The sequence below is a fragment of the Poseidonibacter lekithochrous genome (assembly GCF_018861145.1).
Lineage (GTDB): Bacteria > Campylobacterota > Campylobacteria > Campylobacterales > Arcobacteraceae > Poseidonibacter > Poseidonibacter lekithochrous_A.
In genome coordinates this window covers 76,470-97,587 of the sequence record NZ_JAHKQT010000009.1, presented here as the reverse complement: position 1 = coordinate 97,587, position 21,118 = coordinate 76,470, and the positions used below count along the sequence as shown (strand labels likewise).

The 21,118-nt window shown below is 28.9% G+C and carries 20 protein-coding genes; 13 read left to right on the top strand and 7 right to left on the bottom strand.

All coding sequences use genetic code 11. The annotated features are described in order from the left end of the window. Positions 1-13 precede the first annotated feature (13 nt). Positions 14-673 (bottom strand): response regulator transcription factor, encoded by a 660-nt coding sequence (locus KO488_RS04200; RefSeq protein ID WP_216057545.1) that lies wholly within the window; start codon positions 671-673, stop codon positions 14-16. A gap of 3 nt (positions 674-676) precedes the next feature. Then, positions 677-1,711, bottom strand: a complete 1,035-nt coding sequence (locus KO488_RS04195) for a hybrid sensor histidine kinase/response regulator (protein ID WP_216057544.1) — start codon at positions 1,709-1,711, stop codon at positions 677-679. Between the two features lie 74 nt (positions 1,712-1,785). Here KO488_RS04195 and KO488_RS04190 point away from each other — a divergent pair, with 74 nt between their 5' ends. The 11 genes from KO488_RS04190 to KO488_RS04140 all read left to right on the top strand — a co-directional run bounded on the left by KO488_RS04190 (position 1,786) and on the right by KO488_RS04140 (position 16,555). After that, positions 1,786-4,074 (top strand): response regulator, encoded by a 2,289-nt coding sequence (locus tag KO488_RS04190; protein ID WP_216057543.1) that lies wholly within the window; start codon positions 1,786-1,788, stop codon positions 4,072-4,074. Between the two features lie 224 nt (positions 4,075-4,298). Then, positions 4,299-4,895, top strand: a complete 597-nt coding sequence (locus KO488_RS04185; protein WP_216057542.1) for a TetR/AcrR family transcriptional regulator — start codon at positions 4,299-4,301, stop codon at positions 4,893-4,895. Continuing rightward, positions 4,873-5,778, top strand: coding sequence for a hydrogenase (locus tag KO488_RS04180; RefSeq protein ID WP_216057541.1), 906 nt, complete (start codon positions 4,873-4,875; stop codon positions 5,776-5,778). The genes KO488_RS04185 and KO488_RS04180 overlap by 23 nt, the downstream gene beginning before the upstream one ends. Beyond that, entirely contained in the window at positions 5,756-7,054 is a 1,299-nt protein-coding gene (locus KO488_RS04175; RefSeq protein ID WP_216057540.1) for a nickel-dependent hydrogenase large subunit, read from the top strand. Before KO488_RS04180 ends, KO488_RS04175 begins: the two co-directional genes overlap by 23 nt. A gap of 155 nt (positions 7,055-7,209) precedes the next feature. Further along, complete coding sequence (locus KO488_RS04170; RefSeq protein WP_216057539.1) at positions 7,210-8,451, top strand: hydrogenase small subunit; 1,242 nt, start codon at positions 7,210-7,212, stop codon at positions 8,449-8,451. Then, positions 8,444-10,285, top strand: a complete 1,842-nt coding sequence (locus KO488_RS04165; RefSeq protein WP_216057538.1) for a nickel-dependent hydrogenase large subunit — start codon at positions 8,444-8,446, stop codon at positions 10,283-10,285. Before KO488_RS04170 ends, KO488_RS04165 begins: the two co-directional genes overlap by 8 nt. A gap of 46 nt (positions 10,286-10,331) precedes the next feature. Beyond that, positions 10,332-11,039, top strand: a complete 708-nt coding sequence (locus tag KO488_RS04160) for a cytochrome b/b6 domain-containing protein (RefSeq protein ID WP_216057613.1) — start codon at positions 10,332-10,334, stop codon at positions 11,037-11,039. Position 11,040: 1 nt separating this feature from the next. Continuing rightward, entirely contained in the window at positions 11,041-11,616 is a 576-nt protein-coding gene (locus KO488_RS04155; RefSeq protein WP_228319005.1) for a HyaD/HybD family hydrogenase maturation endopeptidase, read from the top strand. 29 nt (positions 11,617-11,645) lie between these two features. Next, positions 11,646-13,661, top strand: a complete 2,016-nt coding sequence (locus KO488_RS04150; RefSeq protein ID WP_216057536.1) for a hypothetical protein — start codon at positions 11,646-11,648, stop codon at positions 13,659-13,661. After that, entirely contained in the window at positions 13,642-15,870 is a 2,229-nt protein-coding gene (gene hypF / locus KO488_RS04145; protein ID WP_216057535.1) for a carbamoyltransferase HypF, read from the top strand. The genes KO488_RS04150 and hypF overlap by 20 nt, the downstream gene beginning before the upstream one ends. Before the next feature lies 1 nt (position 15,871). After that, the gene (locus KO488_RS04140) at positions 15,872-16,555 is read left to right on the top strand and encodes a hypothetical protein (RefSeq protein ID WP_216057534.1); all 684 of its coding nucleotides are present in this window, start codon (positions 15,872-15,874) and stop codon (positions 16,553-16,555) included. 154 nt (positions 16,556-16,709) lie between these two features. On the opposite strand, the gene KO488_RS04135 is transcribed toward KO488_RS04140, so the two are convergent. The 5 genes from KO488_RS04135 to KO488_RS04115 all read right to left on the bottom strand — a co-directional run bounded on the left by KO488_RS04135 (position 16,710) and on the right by KO488_RS04115 (position 19,354). Continuing rightward, positions 16,710-17,603: a hypothetical protein gene (locus tag KO488_RS04135; protein ID WP_216057533.1), complete on the bottom strand. Its 894-nt coding sequence runs from the start codon at positions 17,601-17,603 to the stop codon at positions 16,710-16,712. Further along, positions 17,596-18,033, bottom strand: a complete 438-nt coding sequence (locus KO488_RS04130; protein WP_216057532.1) for a hypothetical protein — start codon at positions 18,031-18,033, stop codon at positions 17,596-17,598. Before KO488_RS04130 ends, KO488_RS04135 begins: the two co-directional genes overlap by 8 nt. Positions 18,034-18,057: 24 nt before the next feature. Then, the gene (locus KO488_RS04125) at positions 18,058-18,294 is read right to left on the bottom strand and encodes an HNH endonuclease (protein ID WP_216057531.1); all 237 of its coding nucleotides are present in this window, start codon (positions 18,292-18,294) and stop codon (positions 18,058-18,060) included. Between the two features lie 344 nt (positions 18,295-18,638). Next, positions 18,639-18,887 carry a CDGSH iron-sulfur domain-containing protein gene (locus tag KO488_RS04120; protein WP_216057530.1) on the bottom strand — a complete coding sequence of 83 codons (249 nt, stop codon included), beginning with the start codon at positions 18,885-18,887 and terminating at the stop codon, positions 18,639-18,641. A gap of 17 nt (positions 18,888-18,904) precedes the next feature. After that, positions 18,905-19,354, bottom strand: coding sequence for a hypothetical protein (locus KO488_RS04115; RefSeq protein WP_216057529.1), 450 nt, complete (start codon positions 19,352-19,354; stop codon positions 18,905-18,907). Positions 19,355-19,638: 284 nt separating this feature from the next. On the opposite strand from KO488_RS04115, the gene KO488_RS04110 reads away from it, so the two are divergent. Both KO488_RS04110 and hypB read left to right on the top strand, forming a co-directional pair. After that, positions 19,639-20,283: a hypothetical protein gene (locus tag KO488_RS04110; RefSeq protein WP_216057528.1), complete on the top strand. Its 645-nt coding sequence runs from the start codon at positions 19,639-19,641 to the stop codon at positions 20,281-20,283. Between the two features lie 10 nt (positions 20,284-20,293). Then, positions 20,294-21,118, top strand: coding sequence for a hydrogenase nickel incorporation protein HypB (gene hypB / locus KO488_RS04105; RefSeq protein WP_216057527.1), 825 nt, complete (start codon positions 20,294-20,296; stop codon positions 21,116-21,118).

Here is a 21,118-nt window from a genome sequence, read left to right as displayed (position 1 = left end):
AAACAAAAAAGACCTAGTGTTTAATTAGTTTATAACCTTCTCCTCGAACATTTATAATCATACCACTTTTGAGTTTTTTCTTTAACTTATGAATCAAACTTCTCATGCTTACAGCTTCCATTTCTTTTGAATCCCAAACATATTCATGAATCATTTCAATTGATGTAATATTATTTAAATTCTGAACAAAAAGAGTCATTAAAAGTTTCTCTTTTATACTTAATTCTATAGCTTGCTGTTTATAATATAACTCTTGTTTTAATAAATCATAAGTGAATGAGTTATCAAGATTTGTTAGAAAATTATCACTAACTTTTAGTTTTTGTACGTGATATTGTATTCTTAAAAATAGTTCTTCAAAATCAAAAGGTTTTTTTATATAATCATTACATCCTAGATTATAGGATTTTTGGATGTTTTCAATATCAATTTGAGCACTTATAATTATAACAGGTATGTCTTTATCACTTTTTCTAATAATCTCTAAGATTTGATGACCATCAAAACCAATTACATTTAAATCTAGTATAAAAAGATCATAAGAGTTATTTAAAATCATTTCAACGGCTTTGTATCCATCATGATAATTATGAACAAAGAAACCTCTATTTTTAAGTGAGTTTGTAATGATTTTATTTAATGAAAAATCATCTTCTAGTAAAAATACTTTCATATTTTATCTTATCAAAATTTGTGAAAAGTCATATGAGAATTCTGTATATTTTTTATCTGTATGTAAATTTATTATTATCTTATATTTTTCACATATCTCTTTTATAATACTTAATCCTAAACCTAAGCCTTTTTCATTATCATCTTGATGAAAAGCTTTAAAAACTTCATCATTTGATTTTATTTCATGACCACTATTTTGTACTCGTATTTTATTTTTTTCTAAATAAATATTTATTATTGTATTTTCAAAAGAGTGTTTTATTGCATTTGATAGGGTGTTATCAATTACTCTTTCAAGTTCATATTTATTCATATTTATAGAGAAATTATCTTCTAAATGTAATTCCATATCTATATTTTTAACATTTGCTAATTCATCAAAAAAAGAGGCTCTTTTAGATAAATAAAGCATCATATCAATTTCTTCTAAAGCTAATATTCTTTTTTCTTTTTTGCTTAAATAATAGATATCTTCATAAATTGAAGATAAAGATTTACATGAAGCTTTAATAGCTTCAAACTCATCTTTTAATCCTATATTCGATTCTAAACTATTAACATTTAAAGTAATTATTCCAAGAGGTGTATTCATCTCATGAATAATCTTTTTTAAAAAAAAGTCTTGTTGTTTATATAAGTTTGCAATAGTTTTTTTACTTCCTGCTAATTCTAATTGGGTTTTAATTCTAGCTTTTACTTCTCTTTGCTCAAAAGGTTTAGTTATATAATCAACCCCACCATTTTCAAAAGCTTTAACTTTGATATCAACATCATCTAAAGCACTAATAAAAATTATTGGTATGTCTTTTAAATTATCATTTTGCTTTAAGATTTTACAAACTTCAAAACCATTTAATACAGGCATTTTAATATCTAAAAGAATTAAGTCAACTGGATTTTCTAAAATTGAATTAATTGCAAACTGGGCATCTATTGTAGCTTTGATTTTATAGTTTTCTTCTTTTAATACTTCATTTAAATACTTTAAGTTTTCAACTTTATCATCAATTATTAGTATTGTATATTTTTTATCCATTTTAACTTCTCTTGATTGTTTTTTATTGTTAAAATTATAAGTAAAATTTAATAAGATAGATATAAGGAAATAGCGTGAATTTGAAGAAACTTTTTATGTTTCTGTTTATTTTAAATACAGTTTCATTTATTTTTGTTGCAGTTGTGGTTAATAAATATCAAAAAGCTACATTAAAATTAGAAAATGCATACCAAATGCAATATAACTCTTTACTTTTAGTTCAAGAATTAAGACAAAGCAGTGATGACTTAACAAGAATGGCTCGAACTTATGTAATTACAGGTAATCCTATGTTTGAAAAGCAATTTAACACTGTACTTGATATTAGAAATGGTGTAAGTCCAAGACCTGTAAGATATAAAGGGATATTCTGGGATTTCTATACTTTAGATGATAAAAAACTAATACTAGAAGGAGAAAAGGTATCTCTTCGTGAACTTATGAAAAGAGCAAACTTCTCAAAAGAAGAGCTTATTTTACTTATTGAATCACAAAAAGAGTCTGATGCTTTAACCTCTTTAGAACTAATTGCAATGAATGCAGTAAAAGGAATTTTCAAAGATGAAAAGGGGCAATTTACAATAAAAGACAAGCCAGATTTTAAACTAGCACGTGAACTTATGCATTCAGATGAATATCATGAAGCAAAAATTAGAATAATGCAACCTTTAGATAAATTTTACAAAGCCTTAGAATTAAGAACTAAAAAAGCAGTAGATGAATCACAAGAAAAAGTAAAAGAGTTAGAGTTTTATGTAAATGTTATTGTTTTATTTTCAGTAATTATCTTTTTACTATCATCTTTTATTATTCTTTTTAGAATTGTATATCCTATTGATTTATTAAGAATTTTGATGCTTAAACTTTCATCAAATGATATGGATGTTGATTTAGACAGAAGTACTTATCAAGATGAAGTAGGTGATATGATAGGAGCAGTTAAAATATTTAAAGATAACACTCAAAAATTAATAGCCAGTCAAAAAGAACTCAAACTTGCGATTAATGATGCCCAAAGTGCAAATAAATCAAAGTCAATATTTTTAGCAAGAATGAGTCATGAGTTAAGAACTCCTTTAAATGCAATATTAGGTTTTTCAAATCTACTTTCTAAATCAAACAATATTAATACAAGTGAAAAAGACAATCTTCAAACTGTTAAAAAAAGTGCAAACTATTTACTAAACATTATAAATGAGATTTTAGAGTTATCAAAAATAGAAGCAGGAAAAATAGAAATTATTCCAAAAACAATTGATCTTTATGAGACTATACAAGAAATAGAAGCTTTATTTTTATTTAGATCAAAATCAAAAGGTTTAAGTTTTAATATTAAATATGATGAAAATCTACCTAGATATATTACTTTAGATGGACAAAGATTAAAACAAATACTAATTAATCTTTTAAGTAATGCTTTAAAATTCACACAAAAAGGTGAAATAAATTTATATATATATGAAAGTATGAATAAACTGTTTTTTGAAGTTAGCGATACAGGAATTGGTATAAATAATATAGATTTAAAAAAGATATTTAAACCCTTTGAGCAAATTAAACAAGAGGATTACAATAAAAATGGTACAGGTTTAGGTTTAGCAATTACTAGTGAACTTATTAGTTTAATGGGTGGTACCATTTATGCAAAAAGCCAAGAAGGAAAAGGAAGTAAGTTCTATTTTAGTGTTTCATATGAAAATGCTACAAAAGATTTTATTCAGACAATAAAAGATAAAAATTTAATACTTGGAATTAAAAATAAAGAGTTTAGTAAAACTATTTTAGTTGTGGATGATATTTATGAAAATAGAAAACTACTTGTTGAATTATTAAACTATTATGGTTTTAAAACTATTCAAGCTAAAGATGGTTTAGAAGCCTTAGATATTTATAAAAAAGAAAAAATTGATTTGATTTTCATGGATATTTTAATGCCTAAATTAAATGGAATAGAAACTATTAAAAGAATTAGAATAGAAGATAAAAACACACCTATAGTTGTAGTTTCTGCAAATGTGTTCAATGAAGATAGAAAAAATGCCTTAGATAATGGTGCAGATGGTTTTATGGCTAAACCAATAGTTGAGAGTGAACTTTTACTAATTTTGCAAAAGTATGTAGATGCAGATTTGATATATGATAAAGAAACAAAAAAAGATATTCCTATAATTTACTGTAATATTGATAAAGAGCTTTTAGAAAAATTAATTCTTTACTGTAATAACATGGATAATGAAAAGATTTATGAGCTATTAAATAATACAAACTTAGAAAAAGAGTTTATACAAGATATAAAAACTAAAATAGAAGAGTTTAAATATCATGAGATAATAATTCTTTGTAAGAGTGCAATAAATATATAAATTTTGTAATCAAAAAAAGCTCTTGTCTAAAAAAGAGACTATTCAGAGTTTTATGATTTTTACAAAAATATCTTTTTATTCATCTTTTTAAACTTTAAAAATAACATTTAAAAGAACTTAAGTTTAATATTTGTTTCTTAGAAAACTTATACTTTAGGCATTCAATTTTTTTTCTATTATATGCTATAATAAAAAAATTAAATAATTATAAGAAACGAGTTTATATGGCAAGAATTACAAAAGAAGAACGAAAAAGTATTATAGTTTTATCTGCATTGAAATTATTTTCGCAAAAAGGTTTTTATACGACAACTATCCCTGATATTGCTAAAAATGTTGGAATGAGTGTTGGAAGTTTTTATAATTATTTCACGTCAAAAGATTTACTAGCAAAAGAACTTGTTTTATTTATCTCTGAATACCTTGGTAAACGAATTAGAAAGATCAATGAAGAAGATATAAGTACGGAAGAAAAGATTTCAAAAATTGTTTCAATGTATTTTGATATGGTTGAAGAAAAACCTGAAATGATAGAATATTTTCTACGAGTTTATTTATCAAATCGTGAAATTTTTGGAGAAGAATGTAAGGGAATGATTTGCGTTTCTTCTTTTGTTACTGAAATGATGATCTTTTTTGATGAAGGAGTTGAATGTGGTAAGTTACATAACCAAGATTTCTTTAGTGCTTTTGGACTTTTTATGGGTTACTTAGGTGGTATGGCTTTTTTACATGGCGAAGAAATTTTACCTGAATCTTTAAACGAATATAAAAAAAATATTTCTGAAAACATTTTTAATGCCCTTAAATCTCGAAACTAAACTTCGTCTTATTTGGATACAAGGGGTTACTTGTAATGCAAATATACATTCTTTTTTAAACTTACCATCACTTCCATCATTACTTAGTAATATTGATATGGTGTATCATCCTTCTTTGGAATGTTCCAATACCCTTGAAGAAATTACTTTGTTAGAAACTTCATGCGATGTGCTAATTTTTGAAGGAGCATATGATCCTCTTTTAAAAAGAAATGATGTATTAGTTAAAGATATTTTGAAATATTATTCAAAAAACGCAAAATATGTTATTGCTTTAGGGAGTTGTGCAAGTTTTGGTGGAATATTTAAGGCTTCTGCTCCTGAACGTAATAGTGGGCTTATATTTAATGAAGAAGAAGAATATGGACCATTACTTAATTCTAAAACTAAAGTGATTAATCTCTCAGGATGTCCAATTCATCCTGAATGGCTTAGTTATACATTAAATATGATTATAAGTAAAAGAGAAGTACTACTTGATGAACTTCATAGACCTTTAGAATTGTATAGTAACCTTGCTCATCATGGATGTACAAGAAATGAATACTTTGAATGGAAAATTGATACAAAAAGTTTTGGTGAAAAAGAAGGTTGCATGTTTTACGAACAAGGATGCCGTGGTCCTATGACACATGCTTCTTGTAATAAAATTCTCTGGAATGAAGTTAGTTCTAAAACACGTGTTGGAACGCCATGTTTTGGTTGTACAGAACCTGATTTTCCAAGATCAAACCTTTACAGTACAAAAACAAATATGTCAATACCTCAAGATGTGCCTCTTGGCGTACCTAAACGAGCATATTTAACTGTTACAGGGATAACAAAAACATTTAGTATTAAAAGATTAGAAGGAAAACTTATTGATTACAAAACAACTGATTGATCAAATTGAAGGCGAAGCCTCTGTTTATTTTGATATGAAAAATGAGAAAGTTAGTTTTTCTACTATTGCATTTCCCCATTTTCGTGGTATTGAAAATATTTTAAAAGGAAAAGATGCTCTTGATGCATTGGTAATAACTCCTCGTGTATGTGGAATATGTGGACATGCACATTTACTAGCAAGTGTAAGAGCTATTGAAGATGCCTATAAAAATGCTGGTTATGAAGTACAATTAAGTACAAAAGCAAAAAAAATACGAGAGTTTACTTTAGTAATGGAGATTATCCAAAACCATTTAAAATGGGTATATATGGTACTGATGCCAGAACTTTCAAAATTAAGAAAGTCTAATGAAGAAAGTCGTGCTTTAAAAGGTGCCTATGGAGCTAGTTTAGCCACTAAGGCAATAGCACTTCTTGGAGGACAATGGCCTCACTCTTCATATATGATTCCAGGTGGAATCACTTCTGACCCAACATATATAGAAATTTTGCAGGCACAAGGCTTACTTAAAGATCTTATACATTTTTTTGAAAAAGAAAGTTTGGGTGTTAACTTAGATGATTTTTTAGCATATAAAACACCTAAAGAACTATCTTTAGGTAATGCTGATGTATCCAAAATTGTAGAACATTTACTGGAATTAGGCATGCAAGAAAAAGGATTAGCTTATGATAGATTTATAGTTTTAGGTAATCATCTTTTTTCTAAGCCTATTAAAATGAATCAAACACGTCCTTTTAGTGTTGATGTTAAGCATGTAAGCACAATAAAGTCATACTCTCCAAATGAAAAAACTTATGCAAGAAATGCCATGTATAAAGATGATTATTACGAAGTTGGTTCTTTGTCTAGGATGATGTCTTTACAAATACCTTTAATTAAAAATATTCATAGACGATATAAAGATAGTGCTTATTCTCGTGTACTTGCACGTATATATGAATTAGCACATTTAATGAAATATGCTAATGAACTGTTGAGTTCAGTTTCTATTACAGAGAATTCATACAATAAACCTATGCCTATAGAAAAAATAACTGCGAGTGGAGTAGGTATAGTTGAAGCACCACGTGGACCTTTAATCCATAAAATCACTATAGAAAAAGGAATGATTAAAAATTATGAAATTATTACTCCTACTCAGTGGAATATTGGAAGTTCTTCTAAAAATAAATTAACTCCTGTTCAAAAAACAATGCTTGGAAATACAAAAGAAGAAGCACTTTTTATCTTCCGTACATTTGATGTATGCTCTGTATGTACAACACATTAATCTCTTTCTCTTAATTATTCCCAATAATTTAAAGTAATATTACTTAATATTAAAAGTGATTATTATTAATGTATCTTTAAGTTATTATAAAATACTATAACTGAATGGTTATTCAATTGAATGAGTATTCAATTGATTAAAAAAAGGGGAAGATAATGAATATAGCAAATGATGAATCTGTCAAAAAACTTTTTACAGCTGAAAGTGCACAAGTTGATACAAATAAAGGTGATACTTATTATGAAAATTTATATGCATCCTGTCAAGAGAGGATTGAGGATTTAAAAAAACTCGCTCCCCTTAATAATAGAATGGATTTTACTGAGAGTATAGAAGAACAAGGTCTTGAACGACGAGATTTCTTGAAATGGGCATCAGCAACTACAGCTATGTTAATGCTTCCTGCTTCATTTACACCACTTGTAGCCGAAGCTGCCGTACTTATGAATAGGGTGCCAGTTATTTGGTTAGAGCTTCAAGATTGTGCAGGTAACTCAGAAGCACTATTACGTTCTGATGGACCAAAAATTGATGAGATTATTTTAGATATTATTTCTTTAGAATTTCATGAAACACTTCAAGCTGCTTCTGGTCATCAAGCTGAAAAACAAATGAATGATGCAATGGAACACTTTAAAGGTAAGTATTTACTTTTTGTTGAAGGTGCGGTACCTTTAGGTATGAATGGAAATTATGGAACTATTGGTGCTACAGGAGAAACTTTTGTTGAGCATTTACATAGAGCTTCAGAAGGTGCAGCTGCAATTGTTGCTGTAGGTTCTTGTGCTACTTATGGTGGTATTCCAGCTGCAGCACCAAACCCAACTGATGCAGTTGGAGTAATGGATGTAGTTAAAGGTAAGCCACTTATAAATATTCCAGCTTGTCCTGCAAACCCATCTAATATGGTTGGTGTAATTTTACACTATGTACTTACGGGTTCAATTCCTGAACTTGATTCACTTTTACGTCCTAAATTTGCATTTGGATATAGAATTCACGATAACTGTGAAAGACGTGCACACTTTGATGCAGGAGAGTATGTTGAGGAATGGGGAGATGAAGGTGCTAAAAATAACTTCTGTCTTTATAAAGTAGGGTGTAAAGGTCCTATGACTTTTAATAACTGTTCTATTATTCGATATAACGAAGGTGTCAATTGGCCAATTGGGGTAGGTCGTGGTTGTATAGGATGTTCTGAACCAGATTTCTGGGATAAATACGCGTATGAAAGACCAATGGCAAACGCTAATATTAAAGCTCCAACGGGTGGAGTTGAAAAAACTGTAGATGAATTTGGACTTGGATTATTAACAGCAGCTGGTGTTGGTATAGCTATACATGCAGCAGCAAGTGCAGTTGCGGGGAAAAAAGAAGCAGGAGAAATAAATGAGTAAATTACATGGAAAAGATGGTAACTTCCATCAAACAGATGTAAACGGTAATAAACATATTATTGTTGATCCAATTACTAGAATTGAAGGGCATTTAAGAATTGAAGCAGTAATCGATAAAGATAATACTATTACTGATGCATGGAGTTCTTCTACAATGTTTAGAGGGATTGAAACTATTGTAAAAAATAGAGATCCTAGAGACGTTGGTTTAATGACGATGCGTATTTGTGGTGTTTGTACAGGTACTCACTACCAAAGATCTATTGAAGCTGTTGAAGATGCATTTAATGTAACTATTCCAAAAAATGCTCGTATTGTAAGAAATCTTATTCAAGGTGCACTTCAAGTACATGATCACTTTGTTCATTTTTATCATTTACATGCTTTAGATTTTGTTGATATTATATCTGCAACTAAAGCAGATCCAGAAGCTACTGCAAAAGAAGCTGTAAAATGGGCGAAAGCAGCAGGAACAACACCTTATATATCAGGTGCTACAGACTTTAAAAATATACAAGACCGAATTGTAAAATTTGCCAAAGAAGGTCGTTTAGGTATCTTTGGAAATGGATATTGGGGAAATAAAGGCTATAAGTTAACACCTGAACAAAATCTTATTGGTGTGGCTCATTATCTTCAAGGACTTGATGTACAAAGACGTATGTCTAAAATGCATGCACTTTTTGGTGGTAAATCACCACATCCTCAATCAATAGTTGTAGGTGGAGTTACATGTGTTCAAGATATACAAAACCCTGCTCGTATAGCACTTTTTCAAGAGTTATTAAGAGAAACAACAGATTTTGTTAAAAGAGCATACCTTCCTGATATTTACATGGCTGGTACAGCATATGCACCAGAAGCAACAGATTCTTCTCAATCTTTTCACGCTACTAAACATAAAGGTACACTAGGAAAAGGTATTGGTGGTTCTGGTGGAGGACTATTATCTTATATGTCATATGGTGATTTTAGACTTGATGATACTGGTTTTTATAACTCAGCACTGTTTTTACCATCTGGTGTAGTTCTTGATGGAGATATCTCTAAAGTATATGAACTTGACGAAGATAAAATTACTGAAGATGTTACTCATTCGTGGTTTGAAGGTACTGGTGCTCCAGAACATCCTTATGTTGGAACAACTGTTCCTGAATATACAGGACTTGATAAAAAAGATGATGGATATGCTTATTTAAAAACTGAAGGTAAATATTCTTGGATAAAATCTCCACTTTATGATGGACGTAAAGTAGAAGTTGGACCTTTAGCTCGTATGGTTATTGGATATGTAAAAGGGGATAAAAATATTAAGAAGTATGTTGGTAATTTCCTTAAACGTTCTGGTTTACCTATTACCGTACTTTTTTCTACTGTTGGAAGAACAGCAGCTCGTGCTATTGAAACAGAAATGATTGCTGATGGTATGGAGGTTTGGGCATCTGAACTTGCAAAAAATGCTGCATCTGGTGACCTTAGTACTTGGACAAAGTTTGATTTTGATGAAGTAAGTAAAGACTGTAAAGGTAGAGGTATGGCAGAAGCTCCTAGGGGAGCATTAGGTCATTGGATTGTTATTAAAGATGGATTAGTATCTAACTTTCAAGCGGTTGTTCCATCAACTTGGAATGCAGGTCCAAGAGGACCTAATGGTGAAATTGGAGCCTATGAAGCATCGCTTATAGGAACTAAAGTTGCCAATCCTGAAGAACCACTAGAAATTATTAGGACTATACATAGCTTTGACCCTTGTATCGCTTGTGCTGTACATGTTATGGACACTAATGGTAAGGAGTTAGCTGTATATAAAGTTGACCCTACTAGTGCATTTTAAGGAGTAAATTGTGGCGAATAAAGAAGGATATAAACGTATAAGACGTATGACTCCTGCAATGAGAATTATTCATTGGGTTAATGTTTTCTCTATGATAGTAGCAATTGCTACTGGTCTTTATATTGCTGCACCGTATTATCAGACTTTTATGGCTGATGATGCTGTGGACAAATATGTAATGGCTTGGAATCGATGGGGTCACTTTATGGTGGCTATTATTTTTGATGTTACTTCTGTTATTATTGCTTATCTTTTTTTCTTTTCACGTTTTGAAAAGCCATGGAAAAAGGTTATCCCTACATGGAAAAATATTAAAGAGTTTGCTGAAGTATTTTTAAACTTAGTAACACTTAACCGACGGAAGGAATTTGATTCGACACATAGTGATAGTTTCAATTCTGTTTATTTTTTGATTTTCCATTTGCTTTTAGGATGGATGCTTTTTACAGGTCTACAAATGTATGTACATGGCTTAGGATCAGGAGAAAGTAGTATTGGAGCATGGTGGCCTTGGATGTTACATGCAACAACAGACTGGACTCAAGTTGTTAGTTCATGGATGGTTGGTACAACAGCTACGGGTGCAAATATAATGGATGTACGTATTTCGCACCATTTGACTATGTGGCTTTTAATTACATGGATAGTTTTCCATGTTTACTATCAAGTATGGCGTACAATCTTTTGGAAAGAAGGAGATATTGCTATTGTTATTGGTGGTGATAAATTTGTAAAAACTGATAAAGAAGCGTAAATTGGAGTATGAAAGAATAGCACTTATTGGCATTGGAAACATAATGTTTCATGATGAAGGATTAGGTGCATATCTTGTAAAATATATTGAAGAAAATTATGAAGACCATCCTAAACTAACTATTGTTGAGGGTGGTACTTTAGGATTTACTCTTATGACTTATTATCAAGAATATGACAAGGTTATTATTGTAGGAACAGGTTCTAAAGAAGGTCCTGTTGGTACAATTAGTTCTGAAAATTCTGAGCAAGTAATGGCAAATGATTCTGATACACGTAAAACTGCTAATGAAGTAGAAATTACAATGATGATTGAAATATGTTCATTTCATGAACAGATGGGCGAAGTACAACTTATTACAATGGTCCCACACGATATTATTGATGTTAAAAATGCTATGACTCCAGAGGCATTAGAACATATGCCTGCACTTGTTGAAGAAACACTTTATGAATTAAAAAACTCTGGTATTGAACTTAAAAGAAAAAAATCTGCTGAAGTAAGTTTTGTAAGTATAATTGAAGACTATGCAAATCCTAAAATTGCAGACTTTACAGATATGTCAAAACTTATTTAGTAAATAAAAATTTAAAATCAGGAAAATCAATGTACTTTATCTTTGAGATAGAATTTAGTTCCAATAAGAATTATATAACAAACTTAATACGTGGATATGCAAAAAAAGTAAGTATTGAAGTAGATATAATTCAAACAAAAGATAAAATAGTTATGATTTTCAATCAAGACGATGAAAAATTAGAAACTTTTTTATTAGATATAGAAAATATTTTACCTGCCTCATTGTTTTTAGGTAATGCAAAACATTATTTTAGCGAAGATAAACCATCTATCTTACCTTTAGAGGAAGCGAATCTTCCTATTAATATTGCACCTTGTCCAAATTGTCAAAAAGAGATGTTTGATGTAAGTTCACGTCGTTTTTATTATCCTTTTACTTCATGTAATAGTTGTGGTTCTCAACATCAATTTTTAAGTAAATATCCGTATATTCGAGCAAATACAACAATGAAGTTTTTAGTACCTTGTTTGGCATGTGAAAAGGAGAAAGCAGATAATTCTTTACGTAAAGATTACCCTCTTATATCATGTATTGAATGTGGTATAGGTTTACGTATGCTTAATACTGAAACAGAATATATGGCTTTAAATAAGGGTGATTATCACAACCTTTTTAAAGTAAGTGCAGGTGCTATAAGCAAAGGTAAAACTGTTCTTATGAAAACAATGCATGGGTACAGAAAGTTTTTTTATCCTAATCATAATTCAGATGGAATAGAAAAAATGAAATTTGGAACTAGTAAAGTTGATTTAGGTTTAAATACATTAGCACATAATTTAGATAAGTCTACAAAAGAAAGTATTGGATTATCAACACTACTTATGGTAAGTACTTCTGGTTTTAACCAACATTTAATGCTAGTTGAACAAGAATTTAATGCCTTAATGAGTATAGAACGTCCATTGTTAAGAGTTGCAACAAAAAGTGACGTAATGAAAAAACTTTATGGTTCTTCTGCTTTAGTTAAATATCCAGATGATGGAATGACTATGCTTTTAGCAGCTGAAGCGGTGAAACATGGTTTAGAGTATATGGCTTATATAGAATGTAGTAGTGATGAACAAGCTGATTTCTTAGTTGATTTTGATATGCCTATTAATACACAAAAAGATACAAAACTGTTTATAAATCAAGATAAAAAGTTTTTTATTTCAGGTGAACGTATTATATATCCTTCTTTAGTTGAGAGTGAAAAAGACAGAGTTACAGTAGCTCATGGTTTAGCTTGTGTAAGTGTTGATGAAAAACAAATTATAGATTCATATAACTTGTTTGATTCTGTATTTACCTCAGAACTTTATGTATTAGATACAGAAGGTTTTGATAGTGGACATCCCAATGAAAAACAATTTGAACAATATAAAGCTTCGATGTTATCTGTACTAGCAGAACATGGTAAAGTTGGGAAAAAAGCTATTGGTGTTCACTTTGATGGAACGTTGAACTTTTTGTATTATAATGGAAAACAGGTTATTAATGCAGTGCCAGCTATACCATTTGAATCTGATAACTTATGGGAAAAAATAAGTACACTTAGAGATGGCTCAGATAGATTAGTCAATAATTATAAAAAGGTTTATCCTGATGTTTGGGAACGTTTAGATAATTTAGAAGGAAATATGGATATCTTTGAAGTAACAGCTATTACGCTTGGCCTTGAAAATGAAAGTTTTGAGGGAATATCAGCTGAGGCAGTTAGTTTTTTAGGTAAAGGTGGATTACAAATAGATACGAAAGTTAAAGATAACCGTTTTGATAATTATGCATTTTTAACAAGTATTATGTCTTATCAACTGGGAGATGTAGCAAATAATTTTATGTGTTATAGTATTTATGAATCTTTTGGTGATTATATTGGAGAACTTGTTCCTCAACTTTGTGATAAAGTAGAAAGTAATATTGTAGTTCTTACAGGTGAAACTTTTGCTAATCAATCACTCTATGGAAGAATACAAAAAACTCTTGGAGTAAAAAATCCTCTTATGAGTAAAAATTTCCCTATAGGTAAGGAGAATGCGGCACATGGAGCTTTGTACTTATAAAATAAATATTACAGGTACTGTGCAAGGTGTTGGTTTTCGTCCTTTTATTTACACCTTAGCTCAAAGATACCTATTAACAGGTACTGTGAGTAATAATAGTAGTGGTGTTGAAATAATTATTAATAGTGATGTCCTTACACTTAAACAGTTTTTAATAGCCATAGAATATGAATATCCTCTTTTATCTAAGATTGATACTATTGAACATAAAGAGATTGAATATAAAACTTTTGATAGTTTTGAAATTATCAAAACTAAAAGTAAGGGTGATGTAGTTGTTAATATTCCTCCTGATGTAAGTATTTGTAAAGAATGTGAAAGAGAACTCTTAGACCCTAAAAATCGTCGATATGGATATCCTTTTATAAACTGTACGCACTGTGGTGTACGCTACTCTATAATCTATAATTTACCTTATGATAGAAAACAAACATCAATGAAAACATTTAAGATGTGTAAGACATGTGAGTTAGAATATAATAACCCCTTAGATAGACGTTATCATGCCCAGCCTATTGGATGTTATGATTGTGGACCAAAACTAAAATTAATGGATAATTTAGGTAAATTAGTAGATACAAGAAATGAAGTAGATAAAACAGTTAAATTATTACAAGAAGGTAAAATTTTAGCACTTAAAGGTGTAGGAGGATACCACTTAATATGTGATGCAAGTAATGAAAATTCCATACAAGAGTTGAGAAAAAGAAAGAAAAGAGAAACTAAACCTTTTGCAGTAATGGTAAGCGATATGAAAATGGCAAGAGAACTTGCAATTATTTCTAAACAAGAAGAAAATCTTTTACTTTCTAAAGAACGACCTATTGTTATTGTTAAAAAAAAGAATAAGCATTTAAATAATATTGCACCAAATATTTCTTATATAGGACTTTTCCTACCATACACTCCACTTCACTTACTTTTGTTAAAAAAGCTAAAGTCTCCTATTGTAGCTACTTCTGCTAATGTCACAGATGAACCGATTTGCACTAATCTTGAGAGTTTAGAGAAGTTACAAGAAATATATGACTATGTGTTAGATCATAACCGTGATATTATCAATGGATGTGATGATTCTGTATTTATGGTCGTAAAAGAGAAAGAAGTTGCGATTCGACGTTCTCGAGGTTATGCTCCCATACGTGTTACTATACCTTTTTTTCTAAAAAATAATGTTCTAGCTCTTGGGGCTAATCAAAAAAGTACTATAGCTATTGGTTTTAATAATCAAGTTATCTTATCTCCTCATATTGGAGATTTACATAGCATCTCATCTGTTGAATATTATGAAAAAAATATTGAAACTTTAGAGCGTATATACAACTTTAAAGCAAAAGTTATTGCTTATGATAAACATCCAAATTATGAATCAACAAAGGTTGCAAATAAAATAATAAAGACAAATAAAGACATAATAGCTAAAAAAGTTCAACATCATTATTCACACATATTAGCAGTAATGGCAGAAAAAAACATAAAGAGTAAAGTCTTTGGCGTAGCATTTGATGGTACAGGTTATGGAGATGATGGTATGCTTTGGGGTGGTGAGTTTATGGTATGTGACTTTGAAGATTATAAGAGAATTGCTTCTCTAGAATACTTTAAACTCCTAGGTGGTGCAAAAGCTATTAAAGAACCACGACGTGTAGCTCTATCAATACTTTTTAGTCTTTATGGAAAAGATGTTTTTAACTTGGATAATCCTACTACAAGAGCATTCTCATCTGTAGAACTTAGAGCGTATTATACGGCATGGGAAAAAGGATTAAATTCACCATTAAGTTCTTCAGTAGGAAGATTATTTGATGCAGTTGCATCCTTACTTGGTATTTGCCAAGTTATGAGTTTTGAAGGTGAAAGTGGAATGTTACTTGAAGAGTTATTTGATAGTTCAGTTATAGGATACTATCCTTTTAATTATGAAAATGAAAAAATAGATATACTTCCTATTCTTCCCTTACTGTTAAAAGAAAAAGATATCTCAATTGCTGTGAGTAAGTTTTTTTATACTTTAGTTGAAGTAATAGTTAAAGTATATGAACCTTATGATTTACCATTAGTTTTAAGTGGTGGGGTATTCCAAAATAGGGTACTTTTAGGTCTAGTCTTAGATAGATTCCCTAAGGCTATAATCTCGAATGCAATTCCTCCTAATGACGGTGGAATTGCTCTAGGTCAAGTTATGGCGACAATAAATACAAAGGAATAAGATGAGTAGAAAGAAGAAAAAAATAGCCATTTTAGGATGTGGATGGGTAGGCAATGCCTTAAAAGAAAAAATGCAAAGTCAAGGAGATGAAGTCAATTGTCTTTGTCGTGATATTAACATGGATTCATTAGTAGGCTTTTACAATTGTGATGCATTAATTATTGCTGTTCCTCCATCAGATGAGTACTTAGATGTAATTGAAGATGTGTTTTTTTCAGTTTCTTTAAATGAGGCTATTGATACACAAATGATACTTTTAAGTTCTATGTCTTTTTATGATAATAATAAGATTATTAGCGATGCAGAAGAATTAGCAAAGATAAAAGATGAAAATACAGTAATTTTAAGACTTGGTGAACTAATGGGATATGATAGAATAGCAGGTGAATCTACATCTGGCAAAACTATAGAAGATGGCCCTACAAACTATGTACATCGTGATGATGTTATAGGAGTTATTGAAAGTATAATAGATCAAAATATTAAAAATAAAATATTTAATGTTGTAGCACCCATTCAAGCAACAAAAAAAGAGATATTTACTCAAAATAGTAAAAAGTTTGGTTTTCAAGAAACATATTTTAGTGATAAAGTTAATAAAACAAAGTCTTTTTCATCTGATGTTCTTTGTGATGTTTTAGGATATAAATTTCAAAAAGAAGACGTACGAAATTTTTGGAGTTAGTTTAGTATAGATTATTCACAGTTTTGTACAAGTAACCGTTAGTTATTACAATCATATGATAGTGTATTTTTCCCTACTTATTTAATGAAAGTTACAAAAGGTACAGGTTGTTGAACTTGTTTTTATGAGTCATCTTTGTAATAAGTTTTACCTATTATAATTCATAATAAACTGCAATTGGATCAACTACAATTTCATTTTCTAGTAGACCAGTGAATTGACTTTCAATATTAGCAATATGATTAATCATATTATATATAGCTTTTTTTATTGACTCATAATTTTCTTCATGATCATCTAAATTAAATTTATTATTAGATTGTGTTACAATGCCAAGTAAAGTAAATTCAATTTCCGTAAACCTTGAATATTTTCTTATTAATAATTCTTCATCTTCTCGTAAATATTCTCTTTTTAAATTAGAAGATATATATTTATTTTTAAAATTCATTTGTATTTCAAATTGTTCTTTATAACCATATTTAATTAAATAAGTTAAATCCTTTATAAATTCATCATCTAATGCATTAACTTTATTATTAGTTAATTGCGATAATTCTCTTTTTAATATGTTTTTTTCATTGTTATTTGAACTATTTGCAATTAAATCCTTTAATTTATTTTTAGCCTCCGAAGTTGTAATATTGTGTAGTGATTTAGTAGTAGTATTAAAATTTTCAAAAGTATTTAAAATTGTTTTATTATCATTAATAATAATTTTAGATTTAACTTTTATAAATTTTTGTTCATAACTAATTTCCTCAATATCAATATCATTAAAATTAACTATTTTATCATTCTCTAATAATTTTTCTTCAAATAGTAAATATAAATAATCATCTAAAAATTTCTTTTCTGATTCTGAATTATTTTGATTTAAAATATCTGCTATAATAGTTTCTTTAGTAATAGACTTTGTTTTGTTTTGGCTATTTGCACTTTTATCAGTCGCAGATTTTGTTATAATATATTCTGTGACACCATTAAACAATTGAGAAGATAAAGATTGTAACTTCTGTACATCTAAGTATATAAAATTTTTAATCATTATTATTTTTCCTTTTATAATAAAAAAATCTTACAATAGCAATTATCCCTGAAGCAAAAAGAGAACCAATTACTCCAAGTATAAAGCCTATAGTTCTATCAGAAAATATATTTTCTTGAATTTTTGTATTTTGATATTCTAATATAGCTTTAATTGCTTTTCTATCAGAATTTACAATAGGTTCTAGTTTATCTTTTTCTGTATATAAGTCATTTAGAGTTTTTTCTGTTTCAATTATTTTTTGTTTCTGGTTAGATACAAAAAGCAAAACATTATTTAAAGACTTTTCAGTATTTGATAATTCATTAAATTGTTCTTTAAAACTTTTACTATTATCCAATTCATCTAATGAAGTTTTAGTATTTAAATTAAAGTATAAAAGCGTTGATATTAAAATTGTAATAAATAGAGTAATAATAGAAGTTAACAAGGGTTTCTTAGTAAAGTAATGTATCTAAAGTTTAACAGCAGAACTAGTTAAAGGTGACATATTCATACTATTAAGTATTTTATCAGCCTTTAATATATTACATTTATTACATAAAAGAACTAGATTATCTTCATTATTAGTTCCACCTTTTGATAAAGGAATTATATGGTCTATTGAAGAATTACTAAAACTCACGTCACAACCACAATTAAAACATTTATAATTATTATTTTTTAATAAATTTTCTTTTATATTTGACAATTTAGTATCTTTATAAGAATTTCAATTATTATACATTAATATAATAAAATTACTAATTACTAATTACTAATTATTAAAAAGATGCGTTAATTTTGCATAAACTTTTAATGTAATTGATACATCTTTATGACCTAACATTTGAGAGACCCAAAGAATATTGATATGTCAACCCCAAATAGGACATAAAATTTTGAATAGTCTCTTCCTCAAACTCTTACTTTTAGAACGCGAAGCACTCATATTAGTTTTACGTCTTCCACAAAGTGTTCAAAAAGTAAAAACTGCAAAGTTCAACAAACCTTAAGGGATTATGGAACAACTAATAAAATTATGAACATTCCTATTTATTCTAATAAAAAATCTAAATCTAATTTTTCTCGTTTTGCATGTGCACCATCACAAAAAGGTGTACATGTACTGTTTTTACATAAACATAGGTGAAACTCAGCATTTCGTGTAGCAATAAATTCTTTAGGTGTAAAGTCTGTGCCTTTATGTTTTCCATTACAAAGTACACCATCATCACTTTTCCCACAAGTACAAAAGTAATAAGTTTTACCTTTCTCAAGGTATGTTCGAACAGGATGTTTCATATCTTTTCCTTTAGTTATTAGATTTGTTTTATCTTTAGATTAAATCTCCACTCTGCTTCTTTAAGATAAAAGATAAATTTTTCATTACTTATACCTTTATAGCGACAAATAAATTCTTCAAAATAATCCCAAAATTTAGTAATAGTATTTTCGGACTTTGAAAGTTTTGAGATGGTATTAAATTTTAGATACTTTAATAAGAGTTTATTCTCTTTTTCATCTTCTTTTTTAAGTAAAGAAACTTTTATTTTAGGCATCATAATATTATAAATCGTATCATCATAACAAAAGGTTAGAAAATGTTGAAGTTTATCTGTATTTTCATTTATATTAAGACTGCGAGGTAAATAAAGATACTCATCATAATCTGTTACTCTATGTGCATTTTGTTGATATAGTTTATCTGCATATATAGCAATATTTTTTCTAAATTTCTCAAAATAATTTTGAACTGTTAAAAAGTGCATTTTACAATCTAAGGCTGTTTGCCTTGCTGTGAAACCTTTTTTAAAATAGGCAAAAAGTTTTTCTTCTCTTTGTATTTTTTTTAGGCTAAACTTTCTCTTACATTTACTACACTTACGTTGATTATTGCTAAGAATATAAGTATGAGGATTGTTACAATAAATACATTTCATAAGAACATTATAGTATTTAGTTCCTAAAATAGAGTAGAAAACAATTTTTTAATAAATATTTAATTATTTAATACTATCATAGTGAATATATATTCATTTTACTGGAGAAATAAATGGAACTATCATTAATTGTTATATTTTGGTATGGAATAATTCATGCCTTTGGTCCTGATCATTTAAGTGCGATAGCAGATTTTTCTATTGGGAAAAATCGAAAGAAAACATTAATTATTACATTTTTATTTGCATTAGGACATGGTATAAGTCTTTTTATTTTTGCAAAATTATTAGAATCTGTAGAAATATCAGAAGAATTATTATCTTATGGAGATATTGTTTCGGCTAGTGTTATTATAGCTATGGGTATTTATTTACTTTTTATGGTTTTTACAAAACGTATCCAATTAAATAAGCATACACATGGAAATAAAGAGCATGTTCATATTTACTTTGGCAAATCACATGAACATAGTAATGATTCAGTTTCAAAAACTTCATCTCTTACTTTAGGTCTTCTTATGGGAGCAGGTGGTGTAAGAGGTATGCTTGTTACTCTTGGTGCTGTAAGTGGAGGTAATGTTGATCTTACAATGGTTGGATCATTTACTTTAGGAGTTATAATTGTTTTTGCAGCATTTGGAATGCTTATGCTTTATATAAACCAAAATTTTTTAGGTAATCTTACAAATGTAAGACGAACATTTACTACAGTAGGAATTATTTCTCTTATTGTAGGAACAAATATTTTATTAGGATAGGAGAGTAGATATGTGTACAGATTGTGGATGTAGTATAAGAGGTATGGAAGAACACGTTGGAGAACATAGTCATGATGGAGGAAAAACATTTCACTCTCATGAAAATAATACAGAAGATAACAGTAATTCTCATAGTCATCAACAAGCACATGAGAATTTACATCATAATCCCCAATTAAATGATAGTAAAACTATTTCTGTTATTCAAAAGATATTGGATAAAAATGATCAAGAAGCAAACCATAATAGAAAGCACTTGGAAGAGAATAAAATTTTAGGTGTTAATCTTATGTCTAGTCCAGGTTCTGGAAAAACTACACTTTTAGAATATCTTAGTGATGTGGCAACGTTTAAATTTGGAGTTATTGAAGGTGATTTAGAAACAGAAAGAGATGCAAACCGTTTACGAGCTAAGGGAATACATGCTGAACAAATTCAAACAGGAACAGCCTGTCATTTAGATGCTTTTATGGTACATAAAGGTTTACACCATATGCCACTTGAAGATATTGATATTTGTTTTGTAGAAAATGTTGGAAACCTTGTTTGTCCTGCATCGTATGATGTTGGAACACACTTAAATATTGTTCTTGTTTCTGTACCTGAGGGTGAAGACAAAATTGCTAAATATCCTGTGATGTTCAGACAAGCTGATTTAGTTCTTATTACTAAAACAGATTTATTACCACATTTCAAATATGATATTGAAGCAGAAAAAGCAGAAGCTAGAAAACTAAAACCAAGTGTGGATATTCTAGAAGTAAATGTAAATGATCTAGATTCAGTTAAAGCAGTTGCTAACTGGATAGAGTTTAAACGTAAAATGAGAGCTTAA